The following is a 14,111-nucleotide window of genomic DNA, read 5'->3' as shown; positions in this document are numbered from 1 at the left end:
CCGACGGAGGCATCACGTGAAGGCGTCACGTCGGCCGCGGAGCGAGGGCTCCGCGCGGCCGGGCGAGGGGAAGACCGGGCCACAGGGCCCGGAACCCGTCAACCGCGTCCAGGGGAACGCAGGTTGACGGGTCGACAGGGGGTGTGTCACTGCCCGCTTCCGGGCGCTGTGGTGCGGGGAGGTCAGGCCATCGGGTCGTATATTCGCTGGTCCTGCGGTACGCCCGCGTCGTCGTAGAGGCGCTCCAGGGCGTCCGGCGCGTAGATCTCGTGGTCCGCCACCACTCCGGCGATCAGACCGAGCATCTTGTTGGTCCACTCCTGGCTCGTGCTCATCGCGCTCATCGTCGCCTTGAAGAACGGCGGGAGTTCGGTGAGTTCGCTGAGCGTGGTGGTGAAGTCGTAGACGCCCGCGCTCTCTTCGTCACGCACCTTGTTGTACTCGGCCAGCGCCTCCTCCATCGGCCGCTCACCGGCAAGGCCCTGGTGGACGCGGTCGGCGAGGAGCTCGCCGTGCAGGAAGGCGTCCGTGATGCCCCAACCGGTGTACGGGTCCTTGTGGTAGCCGGCGTCACCGACGAGGGCCCAGCCGGGGCCGTGGGCGCGGCGGTAGTAGTTGTCCGGGTAGCGCATGGGCCTGAAGTCCTCTTCGCGCCTGCCCGCGTCCCGCAGTTGCTCGCCCATGTCCGGCGAGACGTCGTCGAACACGGCCTGGAAGCGGTTCTCCACGTCCTGCCGGAAGTCCTTCAGATGGCGGCGGCTGCCGATGATGGCCAGCATGGTCAGGCCGTCGTTGGTGGGCCAGCTGCCGAACCACTGCTCGTTGAGGCCGACCTTGTGGTGCAGCCCCCAGTCCAGCCCGCTGTAGTACGAGTAGTAGATGAAGCCGGCGGCGGGGCGCACGTTGTACAGGTCGGCGCCCACCTTCTTGGCGACCGTGGAGTGGAAGCCGTCGGCGCCGATGACCACGGTGGCGCGGAACTCCTGCTCCGGGCCGTCTCCCGTACGGCCGCGGATCCCCACCACTCGGTCGTCGGAGCGGACCAGGTCGGAGACCGTGAACCCCTCGACGACCTCGGCACCGGCCCGCCGGGCGGCGTTGACCAGGATCTCGTCGAGCACGGTGCGGCGCGGGCAGTAGACGGCGTCGACGCCGTCGACCGCGTCGGCGAACCCGTTGAGTTCGACGCCCCGGTACGCGTAGTGCATCTTGCGGAGCGCCGGCGTCTTCGCGTCGATGATCTCGTCGAGCAGGCCCCACTCCTGGAGCTTCAGGAGGCCCGCTTGGTGGATGTAGTGGGTCGAGACCGTGTCGCTGGGGAAGGAGGACCGGTCCACCACCAGGACACGGTGCCCTTGTCGTGCCAGCAGCATGGCGACCGGAGATCCGGCGCAGCGGGCACCCACAACAATCACGTCGTACATGGCGATCCCCTGGGGTCGGCTCGATTGAGGCGCATGCGCACGTTTTCCTTCAGTGCTGTGCGGCGCTGATTCAGGACACTATGAGTTCGCCTTGACCAAGGTCAAGAGTTGGTGGATGTCAGGTAATGACACGCAGTTATGGCAGCTTAGGGGAATAGAGGATTCCGCCACATGAATGGGCGATTCCAGCGCATGAAGATTACTTTTGTGCCGATTTTTCCCATGAAAGAGTCGTCACGGCATGGCCTAGATCACACCATCGAAGCCACACCCGGCACCCTCTTCTCTTCACGTGACGCACACACCGTCGCCGCGCAAAGACCCGTAGAGGTAAAGCACAGCGCCATCAATAAGCCGAACTTGACCCGCGCATTACCCAGAAGAAGTACCCCGTGAAATTAAGCAGAAGAAGTCACCTGTGAAGTTTCAAGAAAGAATGAGCCACCCGGGCACGGGCGGGAGGCGCGGCAGGGGCAGCGGGATCCGCCGTCACGGCCCGGCGGCGCCCGCCAGGCGTACGGTCGAGGGCATGCGCATCGTCTCCCTGCTTCCCGCGGCCACCGACATCGTGGCCGAATTCGGCCTGACCGCAGACCTGGTGGGCCGCACCCACGAGTGCGACTGGCCGCCGGAACCGCTCTCGTCCGTGCCCGTGGTCACGGCGGCCGGGTTCTCCTCCGACGCCCTCAGCAGCCGGGAGATCTCGGCCGCCGTGGGAGGCAGCACCCACAGCGGGTCCTCGCTCTACACCCTCGACGTCGAAGCGCTGGCCGGCCTCGCCCCGGACGTGGTCCTCACCCAGGACCTCTGCGACGTGTGCGCGGTGTCGTACGGCAGCGTGTCCGAGGCGGTGCGCGTCCTGGACGGCGGCGGCCCGAAGGTCCTCAGCCTGGAGCCGCGCACGCTGCACGACGTACTGGACTGCCTGGTTCGGGTGGGTGAGCTGCTGGGGGTGCGGGACACCGCCCTGGAACGCAGGGCGGCCCTGCTGGACCGCCTCGCAGAGGTGCGGAAGACGGTCGCGGGGCGGGCCCGGCCGCGTACGGTCGCCGTCGAGTGGCTGGATCCGCTGTGGCCCGCCGGTCACTGGGTTCCCGAGCAGATCTCCGCGGCGGGCGGCGAACCACTGCTCGCCTCGCCGGGGGAACACACCAGGCCGATGGAGTGGCAGGCGGTACGGGACGCCCGGCCCGAGGTCCTCCTCGTGCTGCCGTGCGGCTTCAACCCCGAGCGCACGGAGACCGAGCGCGAACTGCTCACCGGGCTTCCCGGCTGGGCGGAACTGCCCGCCGTCCGCGACGACCGGGCCTGGGTGCTGGACGGTCCGGCGTACTTCAACCGGCCGGGACCTCGCGTCGTCCGCGGCGCCGAGGTGCTCGCGCACGTCCTGCACGGCGTGACCGTGGCCGAACCCGTGCGGGAGGGCGAAGCACGGCGGCTGCGCTGACGAGTCCGGGGACGAGGGATCGGCCCGAGGGATCGTTCAGAGCGGGAGCGGGGCGGCGGTACGGGCCGGATGACCGGGGCCGAGGAACACCGCGTGGCCGGTTCCCCCGGGGGCCGGATGGGTGACCTGGGTCCAGTCGCGGTGCCGGTAGAAGGCCAGGGCGGCAGCGGCGCGCACCGGCGTCAGCAGCCAGCACCGTCCGTCCGGCGCGTCGGCGGTCACCGCGCCGAGGAGGCCGCTGCCGAGGTTCCGGCCCTGCGCGGCGCCCGTGACGGCGAGTTCGTCGACCTCCCGGCCCCCGCACAGCCAGGCGGTCGCACGCTCGACGCCCAGACAGGCCACCGCCTGCGGATAGCAGCGGTCGGGCGGCAGGGCGTCGGGCGTGGTCCACCCGGTCGCGAAGCCCAGGACCGCGTCCCCGTCCGTGGCCAGGGCCGCCACGAACCCGGGGCGCCGGACATCGCCGACAAGCCGGTCGAGGTACCTGTCGGCGTCGCGCCCGTCGCCCCGGTCGGCGTCATGCCCGTCGCGTCCCTCGGCGTCATGCCCGTCGCGTCCCCCGGCTTCACGCCCGTCCCGCGCTCCGGGCCCGGCGCCGAAGGCCCCGGCGTAGATCCGCCGTATCTCCCGTGCCCTGCGCAGCAGTTCGGTGCCGCTCACCCGGTGCACCTCGGGAGCGGTCACGCGGCCCTCGCCGGAGTGCGGGCGACGGGGTGCAGGGCCGCGTACTCCAGGGGTGCGGAAGGGTCGATGGAGACGTCCAGCGGGGCGGGCCGCGCGCCGGCCCTCACCAGCAGGTCACCGACGGCGGCGATCATCGCCCCGTTGTCGGTGCACAGGCTCAGCGGCGGTACCCGCAGTTCGATTCCCGCCGCCCGGCAGCGCTCTTCGGCCAGCGCCCGGACCCGGGAGTTGGCGGCGACGCCTCCCACCACCACGAGGGTGCCCACCTCGTACTCGCGGCAGGCGGCCACCGCCTTGCGGGTCAGGACGTCGGCCACCGCCTCCTGGAGCGAGGCCGCGCCGTCGGCGAGCGGCAGTTCCTCGCCGCGGAGCCGGTGCTGCTCGGCCCATCGCGCGGCCGAGGTCTTGAGCCCGGAGAACGAGAAGTCGTAGCGGGAGTCGCGCGGTCCTGTCAGCGGACGGGGGAAGGCCACCGCACGCGGATCCCCTTCCCGTGCGGCCCGGTCGACGGCGGGCCCGCCCGGGTAGGGCAGTCCGAAGACCCTGGCGACCTTGTCGAAACACTCCCCGGCTGCGTCGTCGATGGTGTCACCGAGGTGGACGATCCGGTCCCGGGCGAGGTCCCGCACCAGCAGCAGCGAGGTGTGGCCGCCGGAGACGATCAGCACCATGCAGGGGTCGGGCAGCGGCCCGTGCTCCAGGGTGTCCGCCGCGACGTGCCCCGCCAGGTGGTGCACGCCGTACAGCGGCACACCCAGTGAATAGGCCAGTGTCTTGGCTCCGGCGAGCCCCACCTGCAACGCACCGGACAGCCCGGGCCCCGTGGTCACCGCGACGGCGTCGATGTCGGACAGCCGCAGCCCTGCCTGGCCGAGGGCCTCCCGTACGACCGGGGCGAAGGAGTGCAGATGCGCGCGGGCGGCGATCTCCGGGACCACCCCGCCGAACCGGGCGTGCTCGTCCATGCTCGACGCCACCGCGTGCGCGAGCAGCCGTCCCTCCGAAACGATCCCCGCCCCGGTCTCGTCGCACGACGACTCGATCCCCAGCACCACGCGTCCCGCCACCACCGGCATCTCCCTCGCACCACAACACTTGCACCTACAGAGTAATTGCAAGTGTTGTGCAATAAGAGGGCGGGCCCGGTCGCCCCGTCACCCGGTGCGCGGGCGTTCACCCGCCACGGGGTACGGGACGAAGGTGCTGCTGTTCTCGTCGATGGCCAGCGGACGGTCCAGCGGGGGCACGGCCCGCTGCGGGCAGTCGGTGCGTTCGCAGAGGCGGCAGCCCATGCCGATGGGGACAGCGGCGGAGGCGTTGGTGAGGTCGAGGCCGTCGGAGTAGACGAGCCGGGAGGCGTGCCGGATCTCGCAGCCGAGGCCGATGGCGAAGGTCTTGCCCGGTTCGCCCCAGCCGCCGCGGTGCCGGGTGACGGCGCGGGCGGTCCACAGGTAGCGCTGCCCGTCGGGCATGGCGGCGACCTGGACGTGGATGCGGCCGGGCGCGGCGAAGGCCTCGTACACGTTCCACAGCGGGCAGGTGCCGCCCGCGCGGGAGAAGTGGAAGGCGGTGGCGGACTGCCGCTTGGACATGTTGCCCGCCCGGTCGACCCGTACGAAGGAGAAGGGCACGCCGCGCAGCCGGGGCCTCTGCAGGGTGCTGAGGCGGTGGCAGATGGTCTCGTAGCCGAGGCCGAAGTGGTCGGTGAGCCGCTCGATGTCGTACCGGAACTCCTCGGCCGCCGCATGGAAGCGGCGGTACGGGAGGATCAGCGCGGCGGCGAAGTGGTGGGCGATGCCGATACGGGCCACGGGCCAGGCTGCGGAGTCCGGTGCGAAGTCCTCCGACGCGAGGGCGGAGAGCTCGTCCGCGTACTCCAGCAGGGCGAGCTGGGTGGCCATCCGGAACGCCTGCTGACCGGGGCGCAGCCGGGCCGAGAGGTGGAGCACCCGGGCCTGCGGATCGAAGCGGTGCAGGTGCCGGGCGCTGTCTGCGGCCAGCCGCACGCCGTGCCGGTCGGCGAGCCGGGCCGAGAGGGCGCCGAGGACTTCGCCGGGGCGGATGCCGATGTCCGCGGCGAGTTCCTCGGCGGCGAGGTCGATGTCGTGCAGGTAGTTCTGCCTGCGGTAGAAGAACTCGCGGATCTCCTCGTGGGCGGAACGGGGCTGCGCCGGCGTCTGGGGGCCGCGCCCGTCCGCGGCCTCGGTGAGCCGTTCCGTCAGGTGCTGGTTGCGGCGGCCGAGGTCCACCAGGAGCGTCGCCGCGGCGGGCACCCGGGAGGCGAGGTCCGCCAGGTCGGACCCGGTGACGCGGCCCGCGGCGACCTCGTCGGAGAGCGCGTCCCGCAGGTCGGCCACCAGACGGCTGGTGTCCCGCTCGGAGAAGAAGCCGGGGTCGATGCCGAACGCCTCGGTGAGCCGCAGGAGTACGGGGACGGTGAGCGGCCGGGAGTCGTGCTCCATCTGGTTGAGGTAGCTCGCCGAGATGGCCAGCACGCGCGCCAACTCGGCCTGGCTCATGCGCCGTTCCTCGCGCAGCCGCCGCAGTCGCGCCCCGGCGTAGGTCTTGCTCACGCGTCCCCCTCGTCCCCGGCCCCACGGATTGGCAACCTTCGCAGAAGGCCCCCTGAAGATGCGCAGAAGTTAGCACGCATCCGCACTTGTTGGCACTGCGTGCCAATGCCAGAGTCGAACCACGGCCAGCCGGACTCCGGCGGCCGGAGCGGAGACCGGGGCACGATTCGCGCCCTGACGTCGGCGATCCCGGCACTCCTTTCCGGCCGTACGGCAACATTGCTTCTTGCTGTTCACACGGCTCCGGCTGGCCGCACCCTTTCAACGAACGGCACTCAGTGCCAGCTTTGCAGACTTCACACGACGCATCCGGGAGACGGTCATGGCGCAGGCAGGCACGACAACGGAGACGGCTCAGGAGCTGGCCCGGCGGTGGGCGAGCGACCCCCGCTGGCAGGGGATCGAGCGCACCTACTCCGCCGAGGACGTGGTCCGGCTCTCCGGCAGCGTCCGCGAGGAGCACACCCTGGCCCGGCGCGGCGCCGAACGGCTCTGGCGCCAACTGCACGAGCGGGACTACCTCCACGCGCTGGGCGCGCTGACCGGCGGCCAGGCCGTGCAGCAGGTGAAGGCCGGGCTGCAGGCGATCTACCTGTCCGGCTGGCAGGTGGCCGCCGACGCCAACCAGGCCGGGCACACCTACCCCGACCAGTCGCTCTACCCGGCCAACTCCGTTCCCCAGGTGGTCCGCCGGATCAACAACGCCCTCCTGCGCGCCGACCAGATCGCCACCAGCGAGGGCGACACCTCGACGGACTGGCTCGCGCCGATCGTCGCCGACGCCGAGGCCGGGTTCGGCGGGCCGCTCAACGCCTTCGAACTCACCAAGGCGATGATCGCCGCCGGCGCGGCGGGCATCCACTACGAGGACCAGCTCGCCTCCGAGAAGAAGTGCGGCCACCTCGGCGGCAAGGTCCTGGTCCCCACCGGCCAGCACATCCGCACCCTCAACGCGGCCCGCCTCGCCGCCGACATCGCCGACGTCCCCACCCTGATCGTCGCCCGTACGGACGCCCTCGCCGCGAACCTCCTCACCAGCGACGTCGACGAGCGTGACGCACGGTTCGTCACGGGCGAGCGCACGGCCGAGGGCTTCTACCGGGTGCAGAACGGCATGGCCCCGGTCATCGCACGCGGCCTCGCCTACGCCCCGTACGCCGACCTCATCTGGGTCGAGACCGGCACCCCCGACCTCGCCCAGGCCCGGGAGTTCGCGGAGGCGATCCACACCGAGCACCCCGACCAGATGCTCGCCTACAACTGCTCGCCCTCCTTCAACTGGCGGGCCGCGCTGGACGACGACCAGATCGCCAAGTTCCAGCGCGAGCTGGGCGCGATGGGCTACCGCTTCCAGTTCATCACCCTGGCCGGCTTCCACTCCCTGAACCACGGCATGTTCGAGCTGGCCCGCGGCTACGCAGAGCACGGCATGACCGCCTATGTCGACCTCCAGGAGCGGGAGTTCGCCGCCCAGGAACACGGCTTCACCGCCGTCAAGCACCAGCGCGAGGTGGGCACCGGCTACTTCGACCAGATCTCCACGGCGGTCAACCCGGCCTCTTCGACGACGGCACTCAGCGGGTCCACGGAAGAGGAACAGTTCCACTGACGGACACCCCACACACACCACCCGCCCCACTGCACGCGGGGCACCGTGCGTACGGTGCACCACGGGCAACGCACCGCGGGCAACGCACCGCGGGCACCCCGGCCCACCACAGGCGCCGCACCGCACGCACCACCCACCCCACCGCGTGCGGTGCCCCGCACACACCACCCGCCCCACCGCGTGCGGTGCCCCGCACACACCAGCGGCGCACCGCACGCACCACAGGGCACGCACCACACGCCCGACCACACGCGGGGTACCGCACCGGCCGTCCACCGCCTGCGGTGCCCCGCACACACCGGCAGCGCACCGCAGGCAATGCACCGTACGCACCACCGGGCTCACCGCAGGCGCTGCACCGTACGCACCACCCAGCCCGCCGCAGGCGGTGCCCCGCACGCACCACTCGGCCACCACCCGCAGGGCCCCGCACGCACCGGCCGTCCACCGCCTGCTGTGTCTCGCACACAGACGGCGCACCGCAACAACCCATCGAACGCGCCGCCCAGCCCGCCGCAGGCGCTGCACCGCACCCACCATCCAGCCCGTCGCCTGCGGTGCCCAGCCCACCAGCGGCACACCGCAGGCAACCCACCGCACCCACCACCCGGCCCACCACACGCGCTGCACCGCACACACGACAGCCCACCGCAGCCAACTCGCCGTACGCACCACCCAGCTCACCGCATGCGATGCCCCGCACGCACCACCCAGCCCGCCGCAGGCAACGCACCGCCGGTGGACGAGCCCGCCGTGCCCCCTCCGGGCACGGCGCGGCGCCGAAGTCCGCCCCGCCGTCCTGCGCCGCGCTGAAGTTCGCCCCGTCGTCCCGCGCCGCGCCGGAGTCCGCCCCGTCGTCCCGCGCCGCCCCGGACTCCGCCCCCTCGTCCCCCCTGTCCGCCCGTATCCAGGCGCGGGCCCGCTCCCCCGCCCCGAGCCGTCCGCACACCTCTCGCTGAGGAGACCCGTATGACGACCACCACCGCTCTGCGAGGCACCGGCACCGTTCAGGTCCTCGGCGTGCCGGGCGACCGCCACGACGAGATCCTCACTCCCGGGGCCCTCGACTTCCTCGCCCGTCTCGACGCGGCCTTCGTGCACCGTCGCCTCGACGTGCTCACCGAGCGCCGCCGCCGGGCCGAGCGCGCCGCTTCTGGCGTCCCGCTCACCTTCCCGCTGACCGGCACGGCGATCCGCGCCGACACCGGCTGGCGCGTCGCACCGCCCGCCCCCGGTCTGACCGACCGCCGGGTGGAGATCACCGGCCCGCCGGACCGGCGGACGGCCGTCGAAGCCCTCAACTCCGGTGCCCAGGTCTGGATGGCGGACTTCGAGGACGCCACGTCGCCCACCTGGCACAACGTCATCGGCGGTCAGCTCACCCTGCTCGACGCCGTCGAGCGCCGCCTCGGCTTCACCACCGCCGATGGCAAGGAGTACCGGCTCCGCGACGACGCCGACCTCGCCACCATCGTCGTACGCCCCCGCGGCTGGCACCTCGTCGAGAAGCACCTGGTCGTGGACGAACGGCCGCTCTCCGCCTCGCTCGTGGACTTCGGCCTGTACTTCTTCCACTGCGCGCAGCGACAGATCGACGCCGGGCGCGGCCCGTACTTCTACCTCCCCAAGCTGGAGAACCGCGAAGACGCCCGCCTGTGGAACGACGTCTTCCTCCTCGCCCAGGAGCTGCTCGGCATCCCCCGCGGCACCGTCCGCGCCACGGTCCTCATCGAGACGGTCCCCGCCGCGTTCGAGATGGAGGAGATCCTCTACGAACTCCGGGAGCACGGTGCCGGGTTGAACGCGGGACGCTGGGACTACCTGTTCAGTCTGATCAAGACCCTCGGCCACCGCTCCGACTTCGTCCTGGCGGACCGCTCGCAGATCACCATGACGGCCCCCTTCATGCGCGCGTACACCGACCTCCTGGTCCGCACCTGCCACAGGCGCGGCGCCCATGCCATCGGCGGCATGGCCGCACAGATCCCCGGCCAGGAACCGGCCGCCGACGAGGCCGCCTTCGCCGCGGTGCGGCTGGACAAGGAGCGCGAGGCCGAGGACGGCTTCGACGGCACCTGGGTGGCCCACCCCGGCCTGGTGCCGCTGAGCCGCACCGCCTTCGACGACGTGCTCGGACAGCGTCCGCACCAGATCGACCGCACCCGTGAGGACGTCGACGTGGCGCCCGCCGACCTCCTCGCGGTCCGCCGCTCCGGCGGCACTCCCACCCCGGAGGGCATCCGCACCAACGTCTCCATCGCGCTGCGCTACTTCGACGCCTGGCTGCGCGGAGAGGGCGCCGTCCCCCTGAACGGCCTGGTGGAGGACGCGTCGACAGCCGAGATCGCCCGCGCCCAGATCTGGCAGTGGATCCGGCACGGCTGCGTCACCCGTGACGCGGTGCGCCGGATCGTGGACGAGGAGGTGGCCGCCCTGGGCGCCGAGTACCCGTGGGCACAGGTCGACGAGGTCCGCGCGCTCTTCGAACGTGCCGCCCTGGCAAGGGACTTGCCCGCCTTCTTCACCACCGACGCCTACACCCGCCACCTCGTCACCAAGTCCGGAGGCCGCTCGTGAACACTCCGATCAGCACGAACGCCCCGATCAGCACGAACGCGACGATCAGCAGGGTCGGCATCGTCGGCGGCGGGCAGATGGGCGCCGGAATCGCGGAGGTCTGCGCACGCGCCGGGCTGCACACGGTCGTCTGCGAGGCCGACGCCCTCGCCGCCCGCGCGGCTCGCGAACGCGTCGCCGTCTCCCTGGAACGCGCCGTCCAGCGCGGCAAGCTGGACCGCATCTCCGCCGAGTACGCCATGGAGCGGCTGGTCTTCACCGGCAGCCTCGACGACCTCGCCGACCGGCAACTCGTCGTCGAGGCCGTCGTGGAGAACCCCGCCGCCAAGACGGAGGTCTTCGCCGCGCTCGACAAGATCGTCGAGGACCCCGAAGCCGTACTGGCCACCAACACCTCCTCGATCCCCGTCATGCGCCTGGGCATGGCCACCCGCCGCGCGGACCGCGTCCTGGGGCTGCACTTCTTCAACCCGGTGCCCGTCCTCCCGCTCGTCGAGGTGGTGACCTCGCTCCACACGTCGCCCCAGGCGGTCGCCCTCGCCGAGGAGTTCGCCACCACGGCGCTCGGCAAGACCGTGGTCCGCTCCCAGGACCGCGCCGGATTCGTCGTCAACGCCCTCCTCGTCCCGTATCTCCTCTCCGCGATCCGGATGGCCGAGTCCGGGTTCGCCACCGCCGCCGACCTCGACGCCGGCATGGAACTGGGCTGCGCGCACCCCATGGGACCGCTGAAGCTCGCCGACCTGATCGGTCTGGACACGGTCGCCTCCATCGCGGAGTCCCTCTACGACGAGTTCAAGGAACCGCTGTACGCCCCGCCGCCACTGCTCCAGCGGATGGTCGAGGCGGGACTGCTCGGCCGCAAGACGGGCCGCGGATTCCACCGGTACGACCAGGGCTGAGGGGCCAGGGCCGGTCGCGGCGCCGAGGGGCGTGCGACAGGGGAGAAGCCGGGTGCGCCAAGGGCGGGAGGTCCGCGGCGCACCCGGCCGCACGCTTGATTCCCGCTGGAAACCGTGTCTCTTTTCACGCTCCGGAGTACGAACCCCCGTGACGGCAGGGGGTCTCGGCGCCTAGTGTGTCGGGTGCAACTGGTTCGCCCTGCCCGCCAGGCAGGCGCGTCGTAAGAGGGAACCCGGTGAGAATCCGGGACTGCCCCGCAGCGGTAAGTGGGAACGACCGCCGTCATGAGCACTGGGTCCGGCCAAGGACCCGGGAAGCGACGGCCAGTAGGAATCTGCCCCGGCAGGTGTGCCCGCGAGTCCGAAGACCTGCCCGTTGCCCGTACGCGACCGTTCGCGTGCGGACATCCCGGTGACCTCGTGGGCGGGTCGGCGTACATATCAGGTGGAGACCGCGCCCGTCGCGCGCGTGCCGATCCACCTGGTTCCGTCATCCCTTCGCGTCCGTGATCCGTCTCCGGGATTCTCAGGAGTCATCTCGCGAAGGAGATTTCCGTGACAGCGAAGTCCGCAGCCGCGGCAGCACGATCCACCGTGTACGGCTACCCCCGCCAGGGCCAGAACCGTGAGCTCAAGAAGGCCATCGAGGGCTACTGGAAGGGCCGCGTCACCGCCGCCGCCCTCCAGGAGGCCGCGAAGGACCTGCGCCGCACGAACTGGCAGCAGCTGGCCGACGCCGGCATCCACGAGGTGCCCACCGGTGACTTCTCGTACTACGACCACGTCCTGGACACCAGTGTCATGGTCGGCGCTGTCCCCGCCCGCCACCGCGGCGCCGTCGCCGCCGACGTCCTCGACGGCTACTTCGCCATGGCACGCGGAAACCAGGACGTGGCACCCCTGGAAATGACCAAGTGGTTCGACACCAACTACCACTACCTCGTACCTGAGTTGGGCCCGGACACCGTCTTCGCGGCCGACTCCACCAAGCAGGTCGCCGAGCTGAAGGAGGCCCTCGCGCTCGGCCACACCGCGCGCCCGGTCCTCGTCGGCCCGGTCACCTATCTGCTGCTCGCCAAGCCCGCCCCCGGTGTCGCAGCCGACTTCGAGCCGCTCACCCTGCTGGACCGGCTGCTGCCCGTGTACGCCGAGGTCCTCGCCGACCTCCGGGCGGCCGGGGCCGAATGGGTGCAGCTGGACGAGCCCGCCCTGGTCCAGGACCGCACCCCGGCGGAGCTGAACGCCGCCGCCCGCACCTACCGCGAGCTGGGTGCCCTCACCGACCGGCCGCAACTCCTCGTCGCCTCCTACTTCGACCGGCTCGGCGACGCCCTCCCGGTGCTCGCCAAGGCGCCGATCGAGGGTCTGGCACTGGACTTCACCGATGCCGCGGCCGCCAACCTCGACGCGCTGGCCGCGGTCGGCGGGCTGCCCGGCAAGCGCCTGATCGCGGGCGTCGTCAACGGCCGCAACATCTGGATCAACGACTTCGAGAAGTCCCTCAGCACGCTCGGCACCCTCCTCGGCCTCGCCGACCGGGTCGACGTGGCCGCCTCCTGCTCCCTCCTGCACGTCCCCCTCGACGCACAGGCCGAACGCGACGTCGACCCGCAGATCCTCCGCTGGCTGGCCTTCGCCCGGCAGAAGACGACCGAGATCGTCACGCTGACCAGGGGCCTGACCCAGGGCACCTCGGCCATCACCGCCGAACTCGCCGCGAACCGCGCCGACCTGGCCTCCCGCGCCAATTCCCCCATCACCCACGACCCGGCCGTCCGCAACCGGGTCGCCGCCGTCACCGACGCGGACGGCCGCCGCTCCGCACCGTACGAGGAGCGGGCCACCGCCCAGCGCGCCCACCTCGGGCTCCCGCTGCTGCCCACGACCACCATCGGGTCGTTCCCGCAGACCACCGAGCTGCGCACCGCGCGCGCCGACCTGCGCGCCGGACGCATCGACACGGCGGGCTACGAGGAGCGCATCGAGTCCGAGATCCGTGACGTCCTCTCCTTCCAGGAGAAGGCCGGCATCGACGTCCTGGTGCACGGCGAGCCCGAGCGCAACGACATGGTGCAGTACTTCGCCGAACAGCTCACCGGCTACCTGGCCACCCAGCACGGCTGGGTCCAGTCCTACGGCACCCGCTACGTCCGCCCGCCGGTCCTGGCCGGCGACATCTCGCGGCCCGAACCGATGACGGTGCGCTGGACGTCGTACGCGAACTCCCTCACCGACCGCCCGGTCAAGGGCATGCTGACCGGTCCCGTGACCATGCTCGCCTGGTCGTTCGTACGGGACGACCAGCCGCTCGGCGACACCGCCCGCCAGGTCGCACTCGCCCTGCGCGACGAGGTCAACGACCTTGAGGCGGCCGGGACTTCGGTCATCCAGGTCGACGAGCCCGCGCTGCGCGAGACCCTGCCGCTGCGGGCCGCCGACCACGCCGCCTATCTGGACTGGGCGACGGAGTCCTTCCGGCTGAGCACCAGCGGCGTGCGTGACCGGACGCAGATCCACACGCACATGTGCTACGCGGAGTTCGGCGACATCGTCCAGGCCATCGACGACCTCGACGCCGACGTCATCAGCCTGGAAGCGGCCCGCTCCCACATGCAGGTCGCCCGCGAGCTCGCCGAGCACGGCTACCCGCGCGAGGCCGGACCCGGTGTCTACGACATCCACTCCCCGCGCGTCCCCTCCGCCGAGGAGGCAGCAGCCCTGCTCCGCAAGGGACTTGAGGCCATCCCGGCCCAGCGCCTGTGGGTCAACCCGGACTGCGGCCTGAAGACCCGCGGCTGGCCCGAGACCCGGGCGTCGCTGGAGAACCTGGTCGCGGCAGCCCGCACCGTACGGTCGGAACTCCCCGAGTCCTGACCCGGACCGCGGTCGAGGGCC

Annotated in this window: 9 protein-coding genes and 1 riboswitch; of the genes, 5 read left to right on the top strand and 4 right to left on the bottom strand. The window is 71.6% G+C overall.

Translation table 11 applies throughout. The features are described from left to right. Positions 1–182: 182 nt before the first annotated feature. Positions 183–1,424 carry an NAD(P)/FAD-dependent oxidoreductase gene (locus ACH4SP_RS07965; RefSeq protein WP_398411176.1) on the bottom strand — a complete coding sequence of 414 codons (1,242 nt, stop codon included), beginning with the start codon at positions 1,422–1,424 and terminating at the stop codon, positions 183–185. A gap of 529 nt (positions 1,425–1,953) precedes the next feature. Here ACH4SP_RS07965 and ACH4SP_RS07960 point away from each other — a divergent pair. Continuing rightward, positions 1,954–2,871: a cobalamin-binding protein gene (locus ACH4SP_RS07960; protein WP_398411173.1), complete on the top strand. Its 918-nt coding sequence runs from the start codon at positions 1,954–1,956 to the stop codon at positions 2,869–2,871. 36 nt (positions 2,872–2,907) lie between these two features. Here the strand turns inward: ACH4SP_RS07960 and ACH4SP_RS07955 are convergent, their stop codons facing one another. The 3 genes from ACH4SP_RS07955 to ACH4SP_RS07945 form a co-directional block, all read right to left on the bottom strand. Next, positions 2,908–3,555, bottom strand: a complete 648-nt coding sequence (locus tag ACH4SP_RS07955; protein ID WP_398411171.1) for a GNAT family N-acetyltransferase — start codon at positions 3,553–3,555, stop codon at positions 2,908–2,910. Further along, the gene (tsaD, locus tag ACH4SP_RS07950; RefSeq protein WP_398411169.1) at positions 3,552–4,631 is read right to left on the bottom strand and encodes a tRNA (adenosine(37)-N6)-threonylcarbamoyltransferase complex transferase subunit TsaD; all 1,080 of its coding nucleotides are present in this window, start codon (positions 4,629–4,631) and stop codon (positions 3,552–3,554) included. The genes ACH4SP_RS07955 and tsaD overlap by 4 nt, the downstream gene beginning before the upstream one ends. 78 nt (positions 4,632–4,709) lie before the next feature. Next, on the bottom strand, positions 4,710–6,128 hold the full coding sequence (locus tag ACH4SP_RS07945; RefSeq protein ID WP_398411165.1) for a short-chain fatty acyl-CoA regulator family protein: 1,419 nt from the start codon (positions 6,126–6,128) through the stop codon (positions 4,710–4,712). 322 nt (positions 6,129–6,450) lie between these two features. Here ACH4SP_RS07945 and aceA point away from each other — a divergent pair, with 322 nt between their 5' ends. The 4 genes from aceA (at position 6,451) to metE (ending at position 14,090) form a co-directional block, all read left to right on the top strand. Beyond that, on the top strand, positions 6,451–7,737 hold the full coding sequence (gene aceA, locus ACH4SP_RS07940; protein ID WP_398411161.1) for an isocitrate lyase: 1,287 nt from the start codon (positions 6,451–6,453) through the stop codon (positions 7,735–7,737). Positions 7,738–8,706: 969 nt separating this feature from the next. Continuing rightward, positions 8,707–10,314, top strand: a complete 1,608-nt coding sequence (gene aceB / locus ACH4SP_RS07935; protein WP_398411158.1) for a malate synthase A — start codon at positions 8,707–8,709, stop codon at positions 10,312–10,314. Then, positions 10,311–11,216 carry a 3-hydroxybutyryl-CoA dehydrogenase gene (locus tag ACH4SP_RS07930; RefSeq protein WP_398411156.1) on the top strand — a complete coding sequence of 302 codons (906 nt, stop codon included), beginning with the start codon at positions 10,311–10,313 and terminating at the stop codon, positions 11,214–11,216. The genes aceB and ACH4SP_RS07930 overlap by 4 nt, the downstream gene beginning before the upstream one ends. Positions 11,217–11,389: 173 nt before the next feature. Beyond that, positions 11,390–11,608: riboswitch (cobalamin riboswitch) on the top strand. 163 nt (positions 11,609–11,771) lie between these two features. Further along, positions 11,772–14,090 (top strand): 5-methyltetrahydropteroyltriglutamate--homocysteine S-methyltransferase, encoded by a 2,319-nt coding sequence (metE, locus tag ACH4SP_RS07925; RefSeq protein WP_398411152.1) that lies wholly within the window; start codon positions 11,772–11,774, stop codon positions 14,088–14,090. Positions 14,091–14,111: the final 21 nt, after the last annotated feature.

The organism is Streptomyces sp. NPDC021093 (assembly GCF_044333135.1).
In the GTDB taxonomy this organism is placed as follows: domain Bacteria; phylum Actinomycetota; class Actinomycetes; order Streptomycetales; family Streptomycetaceae; genus Streptomyces.
Note: the sequence above shows the minus strand (reverse complement) of the source record. Positions and strands in the feature narration are given on the sequence as shown.

Bases quoted from the DNA above. Each gene is read 5' to 3' on its own strand.
- aceA (WP_398411161.1), top strand. From the start codon at position 6,451: ATGGCGCAGGCAGGCACGACAACGGAGACGGCTCAGGAGCTGGCCCGG.
- ACH4SP_RS07965 (WP_398411176.1), bottom strand. From the start codon at position 1,424: ATGTACGACGTGATTGTTGTGGGTGCCCGCTGCGCCGGATCTCCGGTC.
- tsaD (WP_398411169.1), bottom strand. From the start codon at position 4,631: ATGCCGGTGGTGGCGGGACGCGTGGTGCTGGGGATCGAGTCGTCGTGC.
- aceB (WP_398411158.1), top strand. From the start codon at position 8,707: ATGACGACCACCACCGCTCTGCGAGGCACCGGCACCGTTCAGGTCCTC.
- ACH4SP_RS07960 (WP_398411173.1), top strand. From the start codon at position 1,954: ATGCGCATCGTCTCCCTGCTTCCCGCGGCCACCGACATCGTGGCCGAA.